The 16,964-nt window shown below is 63.2% G+C and carries 15 protein-coding genes; 9 read left to right on the forward strand and 6 right to left on the reverse strand.

The annotated features are described in order from the left end of the window. Window positions 1-49: 49 nt before the first annotated feature. Genes GRZ55_RS00325 through GRZ55_RS00335 form a run of 3 tightly spaced genes read left to right on the forward strand, consistent with a single transcriptional unit; the run spans window position 50 to window position 3,727 of the window. Window positions 50-1,426 (forward strand): pitrilysin family protein, encoded by a 1,377-nt coding sequence (locus tag GRZ55_RS00325; protein WP_169284891.1) that lies wholly within the window; start codon window positions 50-52, stop codon window positions 1,424-1,426. Further along, window positions 1,423-2,799 carry a pitrilysin family protein gene (locus tag GRZ55_RS00330; RefSeq protein WP_246734439.1) on the forward strand — a complete coding sequence of 459 codons (1,377 nt, stop codon included), beginning with the start codon at window positions 1,423-1,425 and terminating at the stop codon, window positions 2,797-2,799. Before GRZ55_RS00325 ends, GRZ55_RS00330 begins: the two co-directional genes overlap by 4 nt. A gap of 31 nt (window positions 2,800-2,830) precedes the next feature. Continuing rightward, entirely contained in the window at window positions 2,831-3,727 is an 897-nt protein-coding gene (locus tag GRZ55_RS00335) for a patatin-like phospholipase family protein (protein WP_169284892.1), read from the forward strand. An 8-nt stretch (window positions 3,728-3,735) separates the two neighbouring features. Here the strand turns inward: GRZ55_RS00335 and GRZ55_RS00340 are convergent, their stop codons facing one another. Beyond that, entirely contained in the window at window positions 3,736-5,022 is a 1,287-nt protein-coding gene (locus GRZ55_RS00340) for an FAD-binding oxidoreductase (RefSeq protein ID WP_169284893.1), read from the reverse strand. Window positions 5,023-5,117: 95 nt separating this feature from the next. Then, on the reverse strand, window positions 5,118-5,777 hold the full coding sequence (locus GRZ55_RS00345; protein WP_169284894.1) for a response regulator transcription factor: 660 nt from the start codon (window positions 5,775-5,777) through the stop codon (window positions 5,118-5,120). A 244-nt stretch (window positions 5,778-6,021) separates the two neighbouring features. Between GRZ55_RS00345 and GRZ55_RS00350 the strand changes: the two genes are divergently transcribed. Then, window positions 6,022-6,426 (forward strand): hypothetical protein, encoded by a 405-nt coding sequence (locus GRZ55_RS00350; protein WP_169284895.1) that lies wholly within the window; start codon window positions 6,022-6,024, stop codon window positions 6,424-6,426. A gap of 4 nt (window positions 6,427-6,430) precedes the next feature. On the opposite strand, the gene proC is transcribed toward GRZ55_RS00350, so the two are convergent. The 3 genes from proC to GRZ55_RS00365 all read right to left on the reverse strand — a co-directional run bounded on the left by proC (window position 6,431) and on the right by GRZ55_RS00365 (window position 9,988). Continuing rightward, the gene (gene proC, locus GRZ55_RS00355) at window positions 6,431-7,249 is read right to left on the reverse strand and encodes a pyrroline-5-carboxylate reductase (protein ID WP_169284896.1); all 819 of its coding nucleotides are present in this window, start codon (window positions 7,247-7,249) and stop codon (window positions 6,431-6,433) included. A 458-nt stretch (window positions 7,250-7,707) separates the two neighbouring features. Further along, window positions 7,708-9,024, reverse strand: coding sequence for an O-antigen ligase (locus tag GRZ55_RS00360; protein WP_169284897.1), 1,317 nt, complete (start codon window positions 9,022-9,024; stop codon window positions 7,708-7,710). Then, window positions 8,993-9,988 (reverse strand): glycosyltransferase family 2 protein, encoded by a 996-nt coding sequence (locus tag GRZ55_RS00365; protein WP_169284898.1) that lies wholly within the window; start codon window positions 9,986-9,988, stop codon window positions 8,993-8,995. The genes GRZ55_RS00360 and GRZ55_RS00365 overlap by 32 nt, the downstream gene beginning before the upstream one ends. A gap of 165 nt (window positions 9,989-10,153) precedes the next feature. Between GRZ55_RS00365 and GRZ55_RS00370 the strand changes: the two genes are divergently transcribed. The 5 genes from GRZ55_RS00370 to GRZ55_RS00390 all read left to right on the forward strand — a co-directional run bounded on the left by GRZ55_RS00370 (window position 10,154) and on the right by GRZ55_RS00390 (window position 15,065). After that, on the forward strand, window positions 10,154-11,320 hold the full coding sequence (locus GRZ55_RS00370) for a glycosyltransferase family 4 protein (protein WP_169284899.1): 1,167 nt from the start codon (window positions 10,154-10,156) through the stop codon (window positions 11,318-11,320). Then, the gene (locus tag GRZ55_RS00375) at window positions 11,317-12,099 is read left to right on the forward strand and encodes a WecB/TagA/CpsF family glycosyltransferase (protein WP_169284900.1); all 783 of its coding nucleotides are present in this window, start codon (window positions 11,317-11,319) and stop codon (window positions 12,097-12,099) included. Before GRZ55_RS00370 ends, GRZ55_RS00375 begins: the two co-directional genes overlap by 4 nt. Beyond that, window positions 12,096-13,019 carry a DUF6492 family protein gene (locus GRZ55_RS00380; RefSeq protein ID WP_246734441.1) on the forward strand — a complete coding sequence of 308 codons (924 nt, stop codon included), beginning with the start codon at window positions 12,096-12,098 and terminating at the stop codon, window positions 13,017-13,019. Before GRZ55_RS00375 ends, GRZ55_RS00380 begins: the two co-directional genes overlap by 4 nt. A 199-nt stretch (window positions 13,020-13,218) precedes the next feature. Beyond that, complete coding sequence (gene rpsU, locus GRZ55_RS00385; RefSeq protein ID WP_169284901.1) at window positions 13,219-13,488, forward strand: 30S ribosomal protein S21; 270 nt, start codon at window positions 13,219-13,221, stop codon at window positions 13,486-13,488. Between the two features lie 179 nt (window positions 13,489-13,667). Next, window positions 13,668-15,065 carry an aspartate aminotransferase family protein gene (locus GRZ55_RS00390; RefSeq protein WP_169284902.1) on the forward strand — a complete coding sequence of 466 codons (1,398 nt, stop codon included), beginning with the start codon at window positions 13,668-13,670 and terminating at the stop codon, window positions 15,063-15,065. Window positions 15,066-15,122: 57 nt separating this feature from the next. Here GRZ55_RS00390 and GRZ55_RS00395 read toward each other — a convergent pair whose 3' ends face one another. Next, complete coding sequence (locus GRZ55_RS00395; RefSeq protein WP_169284903.1) at window positions 15,123-16,802, reverse strand: methyltransferase domain-containing protein; 1,680 nt, start codon at window positions 16,800-16,802, stop codon at window positions 15,123-15,125. Between the last annotated feature and the right edge of the window lie 162 nt (window positions 16,803-16,964).

The raw sequence follows: 16,964 nt of genomic DNA on the forward strand, positions 1-16,964 counted from the left end.
TATCTCAGTGCCGCTATCTCTTGGAGCAGGCGAATTTCGGGAGCACCGCATGATGTCCATTGAGTTGCCGAAGCTGCTCGGCGCCGCCCTCCTCGCAGGCGCGCTGCTGATGCCTTCCGTTCAGGCGTCCGAGACGGAAGAACCTTCCTACCGGCCGGAGGTGGTTGATTTTACCCTCGACAACGGTCTGGAGGTGGTGGTGATCCCGGACCGCAGGGCGCCCGTGGTTACCCACATGCTCTGGTATCGGGTGGGCAGCGCGGATGAGGATTTCGGCCGTTCCGGCTATGCGCATTTTGTCGAGCACCTCCTGTTCAAGGCCACCGAGAACCACGATGTGGGTGAATTCTCGCGGCGCGTGGCGGAGGTCGGCGGGCGCGAGAACGCGTTCACCTCCTATGACTTCACCGGCTATTTCCAGCAGGTCGCGCCCGCGCAGCTGCAAACCATGATGGAGTTCGAAGCCGACCGGATGGTCAATCTGGCCCTGACCGACGAAGTCGTGCTGCCCGAGCTGCAGGTCGTTATCGAGGAGCGCGTGCAGCGTATCGACAACAACCCCAGCGCCATGCTGGGCGAAGCCATCAACGCAACGCTCTACCAGCATCACCCCTACGGCATTCCGATCATCGGCTGGATGCATGAGATCGAGGAGATGAACCTCGAAGGGGCCAAGGAATTCTATCGCCGCTTCTACGGGCCCAACAATGCGGTCCTGATCGTGGCGGGCGATGTCGATCCGGACGAGGTCCGGACCATGGCGGAAGCAAGCTACGGCCAGGTGCCGCCCAACGATGCCATCGTGGAGCGTCAACGCGTCCAGGAGCCGCCGCAGGCCGCCGCGCGGACCGTCACGCTGCGCGACGAGCGCGTGGGAACTCCCAGCGTCAGCATGTACTGGCTGGTGCCTTCCTACAGCATGGCCGAGCCCGGGCAGGCCGAGGCACTCGACCTCCTCGCTGCGGTGGTTGGCGACGGCGTTCGCAGCCGGCTCCATCAGTCGCTGATCGTTGACCAGGGCATCGCGGCTTCCGCCGGTGCCTTCTACAGGGGCACCTCACTCGATACGACGAATTTCGTCCTTTACGGCACGCCGCGCGGCGAGGCTTCGGTCGAAGACGTGGAAGAGGCCCTTCTGGCCGAGTTGGGCCGCATTATCGATGAAGGCGTCACCGAGCGCGAACTGGAGGCGGTCAAGCGCCGCTTTCTGCGCTCCACCATCTTCGCGCGCGACAGCCAGTCCGGCATGGCGCGCATGTTTGGTGCCTCGCTGACGACCGGCTCATCGGTGGAGGACGTTCTCGACTGGCCCGATCGCCTGCGGGAAGTGACCCCCGAGGACGTCCAGGAGGCCGCCCGGCGCCATCTGATGGATGGGCCGGCCGTTACCGGATATCTTCTCCCGAGCGAACAGGAGCCGTCATGATCAGGGCCACCGAGATGAATCTGCGAGCGGTCCAGGACGGGCTGTTCCGGGCGCTGAGCATCGTGATCCTCGCGCTCGCCTTCGTCACCTTCCCGGTGGTGATGGCGGCGCGTGCCGATGTCGACATCCAGGAAGTCACGTCCGAAAAGGGCATCACGGCCTGGCTGGTCGAGGACTACACCGTTCCGATCATCAATATCCGCTTCTCCTTTGCTGGCGGCAGCGTGCAGGAGCCTGAAGGCAAGGAGGGTCTCGCGAACCTCATGACCGGGCTCTTCGACGAAGGCGCGGGCGACCTGGAGTCGGCCGCGTTCCAGGAGCGGATGGACGATGCCGGCGGGGAGCTCAGCTTCTCGGCCTCGCGCGACGTGATCCACGGCTCGATCCGCATGCTGGCTGAAGACCGCGAGGAGGTGCTCGACCTCTTGCGCCTGGCGCTCACGGAGCCGCGTTTCGACGACGCCCCCTTCGAGCGGATCCGCGCCCAGATCCTGACCGGCATCCAGTCGCGCGAGCGCGATCCCGACCACCAGGGCCGCCAGGCCTTCGCGCGCGCGCTGTTCGGCGACCATCCCTACGGGCGCTCCGACGAAGGGACGAGCGACACGCTGGCCGCCCTCACGCCTCAGGACGTGCGCGGGCTCCATGAGCGCCTCTTCGCGCGCTCCAATCTCAACGTCGCGGTGGTCGGCGCCATCGATGCCGGCACGCTCGGCGAGGTGCTCGACGATGTCTTTGGCGACCTGCCCGAGGAAGCCGATCTCGCCGAGATCGAACCCGTCGAACCCGAACTCGCGCAGGAGGTGGCGTTCGAGTTCGCGCTTCCGCAGTCGACCCTGCAGCTGGTCTTTCCCGGGCTTGCCCGCGACGATGACGAATTCTTCGCCGCCTTCCTGATGAACCACATACTGGGTGGCGGGTCGTTCTCCTCGCGTCTCTTCAACGAAGTGCGCGAGGCGCGCGGGCTGACCTACGGCATCGGTTCCTGGCTGCGGACGGACGACTACTCCAATTCCCTCAACATCTCGACCTCGACACGCTCCGACCGCGTGGAGGAAGCGATCGAGGTCATCGAAGCCGAAATCGCGCGGATGATCGCGGAGGGCCCGACGGACGAGGAACTGGCGGATGCGAAACGCTATCTCATCGGTGCCTATGCCATCAACAATCTCGACACCTCCTCCTCGGTCGCCCGCACGCTCGTGGAACTGCAGCGCAACGAGCTCGGCATCGACTACATTGCGCGGCGCGAGGAACTCATCAACGCGGTCACGCGCGATCAGGCTCACGCGGCAGCGCGGCGGCTTCTGACGGCCGACCCCGCGGTCCTGGTGATCGGACCGGCCAGGACCAGCACCGCCGAACCAGGCTGAGCCAAACGCGCGCCTCTTGCCGGAGCCGGACATGCCCGCACGCCTTGCAGACCGGAAAAGCGCGCCGCCCAAGGGCCGCGAACATTCGGGGCCGACGGTCGGCGTCGCGCTCGGCGGCGGCGGCGCACGAGGTCTGGCCCACATCCACGTCATCGAGGCGCTGGACGAGATGGGTATCCGGCCCACCGTGATGGCCGGCACCTCGATCGGCTCGATCATCGGGGCCGGTGTCGCGGCTGGCATGAGCGGTCGCGACATCCACGAGTTCGCCGAGGAGACGCTCGGCCAGAAGGCCGAGGTGCTGAGCCGGATCTGGCGCTCGCGCCCTTCGAGCATTTCGGAACTCGTGGAGGGAGGCGTCCGCCTCGGCCAGTTCAACGTAGAGCGAATCCTGCGCTCGTTCCTGCCGGAATCCATCCCCGGAACCTTCGCCGAACTCGCGATCCCGTTGCGGGTGGCCGCCACCGACTATTACGCCCATGAGACGCTGGTCATGGAAGAAGGCGATCTGCCGCGCGCGCTGGCGGCGTCGTCTGCGATCCCGGCGGTATTCCGGCCGATCCAGCACAGGGGCCGGCTTCTGATTGACGGCGGCTTTTCGAACCCCGTTCCCTTCGATCTCCTGCGCGACCGCGCCGATATCGTGATCGCCGTGGATGTCGTCGGCGCACCCGTTGCGGAGAGCCCGAAGATTCCCAACACGATCGATCTGAGCATCGGGGCGAGCCAGATCGTCATGCAGCAGGTCGTGGCGCTGAAGCTGAAGGAATGGCGGCCGCACATCCTGCTGCGCCCCGCGGTTTCGCGCTACAAGGTTCTCGACTTCCTCAAGATCGCGAACGTGCTGGAAAGCAGCCGGTCCATCCGCGAGGAAACCAAACGCGCCGTGGAAGCCGCGTTTGAAGGCATCGAGTCCACCCGCTCCTGAACCCCGGCTCAGATGCGGTCGCGAAGCGCGTACCAGTTCAGCGCCAGATAGAGCAGCACGGGACGCAGGGCCTTGCCGCCGGGAAATGCCGGTATCTTCAGTTCCTCGAACAGCTTGAGCCGGTCGCGGTTGCCCGATACCGCTTCCGCGTAGAGCTTGCCGGCGAAATTGGCCAGCATCACCCCATGGCCCGAGAAACCGCCGATCGAGATCACATTCGGCTTCACCTCGCGCATAAAGGGCTTGCGCGGCATGGTGATGCCGACATAGCCGCCCCACGCATGCGTCAGTTCGACATCCGCCAGATCCGGATACACTTCCGCGATCTGACGGCGGATGGCGTTCTCGATGTCGCTGGGATCGGAGGTCGAATAGATTTCGCGACCGCCGAAGAGAAGACGCCCGTCGCCCGTCTTGCGGAAGTACCGCACCACGAAGCGTGAATCGTCGACGCTCTCGCCGCCCGGCAGGACGGGACTGTCGTCGCCCAGCGGCGGGGTGGCGCCGATGAAGGATCCGATCGGCATGATGTGGGCGGCCGAGACGGGATCGAGATCGCGCCCATGCGCATTCGTCGCCACCAGCACCTTGTCGGCGGTCACCGTGCCCGAAGGGGTTCTGACGATCACCTTGCCGCCAGCGGTCTCGATGGCGGTGACGGGCGTATTCTCATGCAGCAGCGCGCCGGCCGCGCTTGCCGCGCGCGCTGTGCCGACGAGCAGCTTCAGCGGATGGATATGACCGGTTCCCGCATCCCGCATGCCCCCGAAATAGCGTCGCGAGCCGACCCGCCAGGCCGTCTCCTCGGCATCCATGAAGCTGACATGAGGATAGCCGACCCGGTCGGTGAGATAGTCGCAATAGGCCCGATATTCGGCGACGTAGCGCTTCTTGTGCGCCACGGAGAGATGACCGGGCCGGTAGTCGATGTCGATGCCATTGGCCTCGGAGAATTCGAGCAGATGCGCCTTCGCTTCCTCGGCAAGGTCGAAAAGCGCCTTGGCGCGGGTCCATCCCAGTTCCTGCTCGAGCTCGTCGACGCCGGTGCGCTGGCCGGTGTTCAACTGTCCGCCATTGCGACCCGAGGCGCCATCGCCGAAGCGGTACTGTTCGAGAAGGAGCGCGCGCACGCCGGACTTCGCGAGATGGACAGCAGCCGACAAACCGGTGAAACCGCCACCGATGATCGCGACATCTGCACGCGCATCGCCGTTCAGTGCGGGGTAGGTGGGCCGGTCACCGACCGAATCCTCATACCAGGAGACACCGGGGGAGATCGGGGATTGGTAGCGCATGACTGGACCTGAACACGAATTGCGCGCCATGTCTTTGGCGGCTTGGGTTTCCAGTCTTTTGGACGATGTAGGCGAAGATGCCAAGCACCCGTGGTTCAGCCCTCCGTCGCCAGCGGCTCCGTGGCAATACGCGAAAGCCGGATCACCGCCTGTGTGCGGCTATCCACCCCGAGTTTCTGAAGGATCGCGGAAACGTGGGCCTTCACCGTGGCTTCCGAAACATGGAGTTCGAATGCGATCTGCTTGTTAAGGAGCCCTTCGGCCAGCATGGACAGGACGCGCGTCTGCTGCGGCGTCAGCGTACGAAGCCGCGCGATGAGGTCGCCGATCTCGGGATCGCCTTCGACACCGAGTTCCATGCCTGCCGGCTTGACGATCTCGCCGTCGATGACCCGGCGCACGGCGCCCCGGATTTCGTCCATGCTGGCGGATTTGGATATGAAGCCCGATGCGCCCAGCTCCAAGGCCCGGCGAATGGTGGCTGCGTCGTCATGTGCGGAGACGATCACGATCGGCAAGGAAGCGTCCATCCCGCGCAGCGCGACAAGGCCCGAAAGACCGCTGACGCCGGGCATGGAAAGGTCGAGAAGAACGAGATCGATCTCCTGACCGCCGCCGATAAGGGATTTGGCTCCTTCGAAGTCTCCGACTTCGATTATCCGGCTCTGGTCGTCTATGCCCGTCAAGGCCTGCCTGAGGGCTCCACGAAATAGCGGGTGGTCGTCCGCGATGACGAAGCTTATTCCGGTTGCCAAATCTTCCCCTCCCGCGCTCTCCCCGCCGCTTTTGCAGCGAAAAGAGGGTGCGAAGGTCGATCTTGCCTTTACTGGGTGCAATTTACAATGCTCGCGGTCCCTGGCTGGCCCAGTCGGCAAAAAGGGGCGCGAAAGCCGCGCTGCCGCGAAACGGCATCGCAAAAGCGTGAATTGTGGGAACTTATACTTTCGTCGAAGATTTTCTGGAAAGGATGTATCGGGAACCAGATCCGGGATCATCTCCATGGATAAGATCCAGAAAATTGCGACTTTCTGCACGGCAAGGCTCGTTTTCCTGGCGGGCATCGCGATCTACATCGTCATGATGTTCTTTTCGGCCGATCCCTCTTTCGCCTTCAAGGCCGGTGCGACCCTCACCCTGCTCATGGCGGGCATCCTGGTGTGGAAGGCTCATTTCATCAAACGGCAGGAACCCAGCAGCACCGAGGTGTGGCTCTATCTCGACAATGCCACGCGGCCCCGCAGCGCGAAGGCCAAGCGCGACTTCGCCGAGAAGCTCGGGCAGGTTTATGGGCGGTTTTCGCTGCACAGCCTGGCGATCGCCTGCATCATGTTTGCGATCTCGAGCGGCCTGCTGGACGTGCTGGAAGACCCGGGGACCCAATCCCTTCTGGCGGGCGCCTACTGACAGCTCAGGCTCGGCCGAGTTCCTCCGAGCGATTGCGTGCCGCCTCGACGGCCTTTTCCATCAGTTCGAGAAGTCGGTGCTCGCCCATCAGAACGTCGAGCGCGGCCTGCGTCGTGCCGTTGGGACTCGTGACCTGACGACGCAGTTCGGCAGGGTCTTCCTCCGTTTCGATGATCAGGCTCGCTGCGCCGAAAGCGGTCTGGCGCGCCAGGAGCGCTGCCACGTCGCCCGGCAACCCGGCCTTCTCGCCCGCCTTGGTCAGGCATTCGACGAAGTGGAAGAGATATGCCGGCCCCGAGCCCGACACCGCCGTGACGGCGTCCATCAGACCCTCGTCGGCGATCCGTGCGACTTCCCCGCTCGCTGACAGGAGGTCGGCGACAAATTTCTCTGTCGGTCCATCGACATTGGCGTTGGCGACGAGGACCATCATGCCCTTGCCGATCGAGGCGGGCGTGTTGGGCATGCATCGCAGGATGGGCGTGTCCGAGCCCAGAATGGCCTCGAAGGCTGCGATCGACGTGCCCGCGGCCACGCTCACGAACGCGCTGCCGGATTCCGCGAAGGTGCGATAGGCTGGCACCACTTCGCCGACCGATTGCGGCTTCATGGCCAGAACGATCAGTTCAGGGCGCAATCCGTGTTCGAGAGAGGCCGGTTCGGCCACGACCTTGACCCCGAGCTTGCGGGCCTTTTCAGCATTGTCGTGACCGGGCTCGACGACCGCAACGTCTTCCTGGGCAAGGCGCCCGGCCGTGAGCCAGCCTGACAGCATTGCGCGGCCCATATTGCCGCAGCCCACGAGTACCACCTTGATGCCCATGGTCCATTCCTCCCGCAAGATTAGCTTCTTCGGCAGACTGTTTGGACCGGATGACGATTTCGTGCAATGCAGCGGGTCGGAAGGTCGTGTCTCAAATTGCCGATCACGCCAGGGGGGCGCTTCTGGACGTCAGGACCGGCAGGCCCTTAGTGGGTCGTATCGCGACGCAGAAGGGTAACGAGAACGGTCCGCATCGCGGAGTATTCTTCGCTGCCGATTTTGACTTCCCGGTCTCCCCTTGCCTTTCGCGGCGAAAAATTCGCGCGTCGCAGCGCAGCTCCGAACACGGCCGCATCGACCCCGATGTCATGAGCCATATTCTCGACGGTCGTGTGTTTCGCTAGCATGAACGCTCCTATGCTTCAGTCTGAATATATAGGTATTCCCGCCTGGAGCGGCAAACGGGTTGGGCGAACCCGCAGATTACAGACTGAGGCACCGCCGGCTCGGAGCGGGGGCTACGCGTGCGACTTTTCGGGGATCGTGGACCGCGACACCAGTCTCAAGCCGAGCGCCGCAAGGACAAAAACCATCCAGACGGGGTCCGCGCGCCGGAAGAAGAAGCTTTCCAGAAGGGCGTTGAGGAGGGTGTAGGTCAGCATCATCAGGAAGAGATCGGCCAAAAGCACGTTGGTCCTGAAGAGCGGAGCGCGCGCATAGTCGCGCAGGGGTATGAACACGAAGACGAGGATGGCGACGACCAGCGTCGGCAGCCCCATGGTGAGCGCGACATCGAGATAGCCATTATGCGCGTGCACGATGTTGCGCACGTCCCAGGCCATGTCGAAATGCATGTCGGTCTGGTTGACCGCCACCGCGCCCCAGAAGCTCTCATATCCATAGCCGGACCAGGGGCGTCGCCCGATCATGTCGAGCGAGAATTCCCAGATGGCCAGTCGTCCCGTGTAGGTCATGTCGGGCAGGTTCGCTTCCGCAAGCCGGGCCACGGGATCGAAAAGCGCGATGCCGATCGTTGCGACCGCCCCGAGCACGAGGCCTACAGCAACGGCAAGCGATGTCAGCCGATGCAGACCCAGGAAACGCGGCAGCAGCACCACCAGTACCGTAATGGGGAGGAGGCCGGCGGCCGTCTTCGAACCGGTGTTCCAGACGAAGACGAAAGCGGCGAGAAGGATGGCCGCGCCGAGCGCGAGACGGCCCTGGCGCATCAGAAAGAGCCCCACGAAGCCGATGGACGCCACCACGGGGCCGGCAATGTTCTTGTGCGAGAAGACCCCTCGCCACATCCCGGCATGTTCGGGCTCCGGGCCGACCGCGCCGTGGACCGCCGATCCCGGCAGCAGGAAGACACCGAAATAGCAAAGGCCAAGAGTGACCACCGAGGCAAAGGTGAGGACGAGGGTGAATGCGCCCATGTCGCGCGGAAGACTAAGGACCGCCGCCACGCTGATTATCGCGATCACCGTGAAGGCATAAGAGCGGAGCGCGCCGTCGCTGTCATGCGAGGTCAGCACGGATATGCCGGCGAAAAGAAGCAGAAGAAGCCACCAGGGGCTGATGATCGACAGGACGGTCCGTCGGTCGGCGAGCATCAGCATGGAGAGAAGCGCCAGCGCTCCCATCACCCCGTAGCCGAGCTGGTTCAGCGGATCGCCACCCGTGCCGACGGCCTCGCTGGATGACGAGAAGGGCCGGAACGTCAGAAATAGCGCTGTGAGGATGAGTGTCGCGACGACGGACGCAATGGCCGCTGCCCCGTCGGTCGCCCGGTCGGCGGCCGGCTCAATTCTTCTCTGGCTGACGATACTGTTCATTGACGTAGCCAAATTCGGCCAGAACCCTTCCTGCCGCGACATATACCGGATAGATCGCCGATGCTGGCCATCGTTTCGTGACCAGCCTGGCGGTCGCTCGCAGCGGGGAGGCGGCCAGCAGCGCCAGGCTCTTGCCCGTGACGCGCATACGACCCCATGGGCTGTCGGCCCGGTAGCCGCGCTCCACCAGTGTTGAAATGACGCCGTTTCTCAGCGAGCGGGATCTGATCCAGTCCGATTCGAGCCGGCGCGGCGGGATGGTCTCGTGAACTTGGCCTTCGGCGCACCAGGCAAGCACGAAACCCTTCTTGCGGGCACGGCTCAGAAAGTCGGAATCGCCACCACCCATGAAATTGAAACGCAGATCGAGAAAGGGCGGTCCCATCGCCATGAGGACCTGGCGGGTCAGCAGAAGATTGCCGGAGGAATACAGTGCCTCGACCCTCCCCGTTCTTTGATGGGGAGGAGAAAAAACCGGATGGTCGGCCCAGCGCGCATGGGCAGGGTTGTCGAACACCGGCACTTGCGGCCCTCCGACAATGTCGGCACCGAGCGCTTCCGCCGCAGAGCACATGTTCTCCATCCAGCCTATATCGGCCAGCTCGTCATCGTCGATCGACAGCAGGTAGCGAAAGCGCGGAAAGACCGACAGGGCCGTCTCCCAGCCCGCATTATAGGCGCAGCAATTGCCGCGCTCGTGGGCGACGATACAGAGGCCCTGCGCCTCGCCCGTTTCGAAAAATGGGCCGGCGGCGGCGAGACCTTCGCGCTGCTCTGCCTCGTTCTCGACCACGATCACGGCAAAGCTGCGCGCAGTCTCCTGCCCGAGGATCGAACGAAGGGTCGCGATGAGGTGGTCGGGCCGGCGGAATGTGGGAACCACGACGACGCACTCGATCGCCTCGGGCTCCAAACCCGGCGAACGAAGCCCGATCGTGTGCGTGGATGTGCCGGTCTCGGTCATGAAATCGCGCTCTGCCTCGCCTGCAGCTAATACGCGCGGCGCTTAAGGTCGCGTTAATCGTCTTGCCGATCGCGGTCGGCTTTGCGCGACAATTAAGAATGTTAGCGATCGGCTTAGTCAGGTTTTCATCCGAAACCTGTATTCGGCGTATCGGGAAGGTTAGCGATGAAACTCTTGTTTGCGACATCCATCGTGCCGACGACGAGCGTCGGCAGCGGCTACGAGATCGCCAATCGGGCGATCCTCGACGGGCTGTGCCGTGCCGGTGTCGACGTGACGGTGGTCGGCTTTTCCTGGCCGGGCCGTCCCGTCGCCGATCCCGACCGCACCATGGTGCTGGGCGAGATCGACGTCCGCACCGACACCGCACCATGGCCGGTGCGGCTCAAGTGGCTGGCGCGGGCCATTTCCTCGGGGACGACGTTTTCGTCATCCAAGCTTCTGGAGGTGTCGGCGGACCAACTGCGCCAGGCGCTTCATCAGCATGGTCCGTTCGATGGCGTCATCCTGAACTCGGTGCAGTTCGCGGGGGCGTTCGAGCAGGTTTTTGCCGATTGGCCAAGCATCTATCTGGCGCACAATGTCGAGCATGTATCGGCGCGCGAGAATGCAAGCTCCCTGACAGGCTACAAGGCCGCCCTCTTCCGACGGGAAGCGCGGTTGCTGCAGGATCTCGAACGTCGGTTATGCGCGCGAGCCCGGTTTGTCTTCACGCTTGCACCAGAAGACCTGAAATCCCTCGGCCCTGGCGCTGAGGGTGGGGCGTATCTTCCGCTTGTCAGTCGCCAAGATCCAGAGCCGCCATCCCCACGTCAAGCCAGCTACGATGCAGCGGTTATCGGAACATGGACCTGGCAGCCCAACTTCATCGGACTGCGCTGGTTTCTGGACGAGGTAGTGCCGCACCTTCCCCCCGAACTTACCGTCCAAATCGCCGGAAGCGTGCCGAATGGGATTTCTTCCAATCATCCTGGAATCCGGTTCGTGGGACGTGTTCCCGACGCGACGGCCTTCTTGCGCGGCGGAAGAGTCGTGCCACTGTTCAGCCGCGCGGGAACTGGCGTCCAGTTGAAAACGATCGAGACATTCGAGCTTGGACTCCCGGCCGTGGCGACCACGGCGTCGTTGCGCGGTGTGGAAGCACGTCCGGGCAATTGTCACGTGACCGACGACCCGCGCGCTTTCGCCGCCGCCATGATCGGTATCGCGCGCCGCAGCGCACCGGACCTGGATGGCCGCGACTTCCACGCGCGTCAGCGTGCTGCGCTCGACGACGCGCTGGCACGCGGGCTGCGGAGCCTTGCCTGCAAGAGAACAAGGATCGCGGCATGAACATCCAGCATTCCGCGGGAGACATGATGCCAACCGACGTGCGCGATGTCCTAGGCACGAAGGTCTTGTCATTGCACCGGTCCGAGGCAATTGCGCTGCTCAAGGAGGTGATCGCTCAGAAGCGGTTTACGCGGCTGGCCTTTCTCAACGCCCACAACGCCAACATTGCCTGTACGGTGCCTGATTTTGCCCGGGCACTCGATCACTTCGTTGTTCTTCCCGACGGGATCGGCGTCGATATCGCTTCCCGTGTTCTCTATGGCGATGCCTTTGCCGAAAACCTCAACGGTACGGATTTCGTGCCCGATCTTCTGCGGGAATTCGACGAACCGATCACCGTCGGGCTGGTCGGATCGCGCACGGAACACGGCTCCCTGGCCCGGGACAAGCTCGAGGCGATTGCCCCGAATCTGAGGTTCGTGTTCATCAACGATGGCTATTTCGACGTCGATCGACAGGACGCTATCCTGGAAGAACTCCGCGCCATCAAGCCGGACATCCTGCTCGTTGCCATGGGGGTGCCGCGGCAGGAGTTCTGGATTTCAGAATACGTGACTGCCGATCATTGCACGCTGGCGATCGGGGTGGGGGCGCTATTCGACTTCCTGAGCGGCCAGGTTGCCCGGGCGCCTCTCTGGATGCGGCAGCTGCGTATCGAATGGGTCTATCGTCTCGTGCTGGAGCCGGAACGGATGTGGCGGCGCTACATACTGGGGAACCCGCTGTTTCTGCTGCGCGTGATTCGCCAGAAGCTGACCTCGCATGGCAGGGGGCGATGAACACCCATGTCCTTCCTGAACTGATGGAGACGGTGAGCCGGGATCGACCGGTCTTCGCGATGGTGACGGCAAGCCATGGGCCGGACTTCGAGCGCTGTCGCCTCTTGTGCGAATCTATGGATCGCTGGGTGACGGGTGCACGCCGCCACTATCTGCTCGTTGCAGGCCACGACGTCGATCTATTCCGTCAGCTCGAAGGTCCAGGACGGGTCGTGGTCGACGAACGCGACGTTCTGCCGGGTTGGCTCCATGCCTTTCGCGACCCTAGCAGCCTGATGCGTCGCCACATCTGGCTGTCATTTCGCACACCACCGCTGCGCGGCTGGCACGTTCAGCAGATGCGGCGCATCGCCATTGCCGAAAAGGTCGATGAGGACGTTCTCATCTACTGCGATTCGGACGTGATCTTCGTGCGTCCCTTCGACTGCTCGACGCTCTTCGGTTCTGGCGGCCTTAGCTTTTACAGAAAGACCGATGGAATTGGAGATGGTACCCCTCCAACGCATCGCCAATGGGTCGCCAATGCGGGCCACGCGCTGGGTCTCGAACGGCACCCTGTCCACGCGCATGACTACATCGCCACGCTCATTGCGTGGCAGCGGGAAACAGTCCTGGGCATGTGCCGGCATATCGAGATGCTGCACGGGCGACATTGGGCCGCGGCAATCGCGGCGCGCCGGCATTTTTCCGAGTGCATCCTTTATGGTCGCTACGTTGACGAAGTGCTGACGGGCACGGGACATGCACGCACCCAGGAACGGCTCTGCCGGGTCATGTGGAACGGTCAGGCGCCGGACGACGACGATATTCTCGGTTTCCTTTCCGGCCTGGAGCCCCATCAGGTCGCCGTGGCAATCCAGTCGTTCATCGGCGTGGACCCACAGAGGGTGCTTAGTCTCCTGGCCCGAGCCGGCCTTTAGCCTTCGGCTTTGCCTTTTCCGTCGAGCCGCCTTATATTGAAAAGGTGTAGTGGGGCTCATGAACCCCCGCGCGGCATGTTGGTGCTGCGGTTTGTGCCGATTGTCGGCCTCCCGAATCGTGTCATGCGGTGTCGGCCACCCCTCCAGGGGATGATCGGCTTTTCCGTTATCGACCATCAAAACAGAAGAAGGAAGAACATTGCAGGTATTCGTTCGCGACAACAATGTGGACCAGGCTCTCAAGGCGCTGAAGAAGAAGATGCAGCGCGAGGGCATTTTTCGTGAGATGAAAGCCCGCCGCTCCTACGAAAAGCCTTCCGAGAAGCGTGCCCGCGAGAAGGCTGAAGCCGTTCGCCGCTCCCGCAAGCTGGCGCGCAAGCAGGCGCAGCGCGAAGGCCTGTTGCCCGGCAAGAAGAAGCCCGTTCGGCCCACCGGCCGTCCCGTCGCTCCCTCCGCGCAGCGCGCCTAGTTTCCTTTTCCAACGTTCCGTTCTGCCGACGCCATCCCCTGTCGGGGAGCGGCGTTGGCGCCGTTGGCAGGCCAGCGGTCGCTTTTCCACGACCTATTTTTGCTTTCCCACCCGGCCGCCATTTCCTCTTCTCCCGCGGCGCGCTAGCGTCCCGCCGGTCCAACTGGGGGGAGACTGAAATGGGTGAGGCAGCCGAGCAACCGGGTCGGGGCGGGCGGATCGAACCGCGCGCCCATGGCGGGCCGATTCAGCTTTTTTACGGTCCAGAACCCGCCACTCCGCGCCCCGTCATTTCACATGCCTCCGGCATCCACATGTGGGACATGGACGGCCGTCGTTACCTTGACGGCTCGTCGGGTCCGGTGGTGACCAACATAGGCTACGGCAACCGGCGGGTGCTGGATGCCATGGTGCGGCAAGCGCAAAAGGTCTGCTATGCCAGCCGCGCGGTCTTCGAGAACCAGGCGAATATCGATCTGGCCGATCTTGTGACTGGCCTGGCGGGACCGGGTCTGGATCGGGCCTTCATCACGTCGGGAGGATCGGAGGCCACCGAGGCCGCAATCAAGCTTGCCCGCCAATATGCCGTCGCGCGGGGCGAACCCGAACGATGGAAGGTGCTGGGGCGTAACCCGGGATATCATGGCGCTACTCTTGGCGCGGCGGCGGTGACGGGCGACCCCGATTCCGATGCGCTGTTCGGCGCGGGAATGCTGGTCATGCCGAAGGTACCTGCCCCCTTTACCTATCGCCTCCCGGAAAACCACGACGTCGACAGCAACGCCCGCCGATGCGCGGCTGCATTCGAAGAGGCGATCCTGGCCGAAGGCCCGGAAACGGTGCTGGCCTTCATCATGGAGCCGGTCGGCGGACTTGCGACCGGCGCATTGGTGGCGCCTGACCATTACTACCGTGCAGTCCGCGACATCTGCGACAGACACGGTGTGCTCCTGATCTACGATGAGGTAATGAGCGGCGCGGGGCGAACCGGGAGTTTCCTGGCGGCCGATCATTGGCCCGATGCCCGTCCCGACCTTGTGACGCTCGCCAAAGGAATTGCTGCCGGTTACACGCCGCTCGGCATGGTGCTGGCCCCGGCTACCATGGTCGACACGGTCGTGGCCTCCGGCGGCTTCATGCACGGCCACACCTACTCGGCCAATCCGCTCTCCTGTGCCGTCGGTCTGGCCGTCGTCCAGGAAATGATGGACCACGATCTGATCGCCAATGCGCGCGACATGGGCGTGCTCCTGCGGCAGCGACTCCAGGCTCTCATGGGCGCAAGCTCCATCATCGGCGACGTCAGAGGGCTCGGTCTGCTCAATGCGGTGGAAATCGTCGCCGATCGCGACAGCAAGGCCATGTTTGCGTCAGAGACCCGCGCTGTCGAGCGGATCATCGCACTCGCGCAGGAACGCGGCCTGCTGCTGTATACACGCAGAACGGCCGGCGGGAAGTTCGGCGAATGGCTTATGTTGACCCCGCCGCTGATCGTATCGCCGCAGGATATCGAGGAGATCGTCTCGCTCCTCGCCGACTCGCTGGCGGCGTTTGAGCGCGAGATCGGCAGGACCTGACAGCAAAGCGGCGGCCCAAAGGCCGCCGCTCGTTCGTTTTGCGGTCGTTGTTCCGGATCACGCAGCCGGTTTGCGGAACCGCTGAATGCCCCAGGCGAGATGGCCGGCATCGGCAGCCTTCACCCAGTTCTCGAGACCCTGGATCATCTTGTCCAGATAATCCTTGGAGGCCGAACCGGTCAGCTTGTCGTAATTGGCGATCAGGTCTTCGCGGACGCGCGCATAGTGGTTGCGCAGATGGGCCGTCAGATCGACCTGGTCCAACACCTGAAAACCTTGCGCCAGGGCCGCCTCGCGGTAGAAGCGGAATGAACCGAGACTGGTCAGGTTGAGCCGATCGTAGACCGGCTGCAGCACGCCTTCCGGACAATCATCCGCCTGCATCGGATCGGTGAAGATGAATTCGCCACCCGGCTTGAGGACCCGGTAGACCTCGGCCAGGACCTGTGCACGCTGATCGGAATGCAGGATTGCATCCTGCGACCAGACGATGTCGTGGCTGCCGTCGGGCTCGGGAATGTCTTCGAAGACGCCATGGACCACCGAGACCTGGTCGGAGAGCCCCAAGCGATTGTTCTTGTGGCGGTTGGTGTCATTCTGGGTTTCGGAAATGTTGAGGCAACGCACGCTGGCGCCGAACTTCCTGGCGATCCGACGCGCGGAGCCGCCGTAGCCAGCGCCGATGTCGAGCACCTTCGTATCGGCATCGATCTTCTCCAGCATTTCAGCCATGCGGTCGACCGTCTCCGCGCTTGCCTCACGGATGTCATTTGTCGTGTCGTAGATCCCGATGTGAAGATCCTCGCCGCCCCACACGGTGGAATAGAATGTATCGGCATCGTCACTGTCGTAGTAGCTCTCGGTGACGTCACGCACATCCGGTTGGTCGTCGAGACGGGAGACCCCGCCCCAGCGCTTCAGTTGCAGGGCAGACTTCTCGGCCACGTGAACGAAGAAGTCAGGCTCGGCTTCCTGATAGGTTTCCTGAAAATCGCCATATGTACGCACCCGCTGGAAGCCCGCTTCCTGGAGCAGCTTGCGCACGTAGTTCTTGCGTATGGGGCACAGGTTCAGCGTGTACTCGGAACCATCGTCGAAGGAGTATTTGAAGCGGACAAGACCTTCATCGATATGCTCGGGCTCGGCCGTCACACGATCCCCGCAGTAGTAGTATTTGTGTTTCGACGAGAAACCGTGATCGAGGATCGAATCGTAGTTGCGCTGGTCGAGGATGAGGATGCCGTCATGCTTTAGCGCGGCATAGAATTCCGCCAGCGCGCGTCGGCGATCGCTCTCCTCATGCATGTGGGTGAATGAATTGCCGAGACAAATGATGGCGTCGTACTTGCCCTGGATGTCTCGGTTGAGCCACCGCCAGTCAGCCTGAACCGTTTTCAGCACAATTCCCCTCGCCTGGCCGTTTGCGAAGGCCTTGCCGAGCATCTCGCCCGAACCGTCCGCTGTGGTGACGTTGAAACCAGCCTGCGTCAGCCGCACGGAGTGAAATCCGGTGCCGGCCGCCACGTCCAGGACAGTTTCCTTGCCACGGGCACGCAGAACGTCGATGAAGAACTGGCCCTCGCTTTTGGCCCGGCCTTCCCAGTCGATCAGCTCGTCCCACTTCTCCACGAAGCTCTTGACGTATTCACCGACATATTTGTCGGTCTCACGGACGGCGAGCGGATCATCGCCATAATCCTGGACGTCGGTCGGCTGGGCTACGGTTTGAGAACTCATGCGGTTCATCCCTCCTGGTCTGTTGTTCGGTAGGCCCTGTCCGGCGTGGGCGGACATGCGCTGAGGTCAGCGGGGCCAAGGCAGCATCACACACTGTCGCCGCGGGCTTCATCTGAACGCCGCCCGCGCTGGCCACATCCGCGACCACAATCTGTAATGATA

Origin of the sequence: Chelativorans sp. ZYF759, from assembly GCF_012911015.1 — a bacterium.
Taxonomy (GTDB): domain Bacteria; phylum Pseudomonadota; class Alphaproteobacteria; order Rhizobiales; family Rhizobiaceae; genus ZYF759.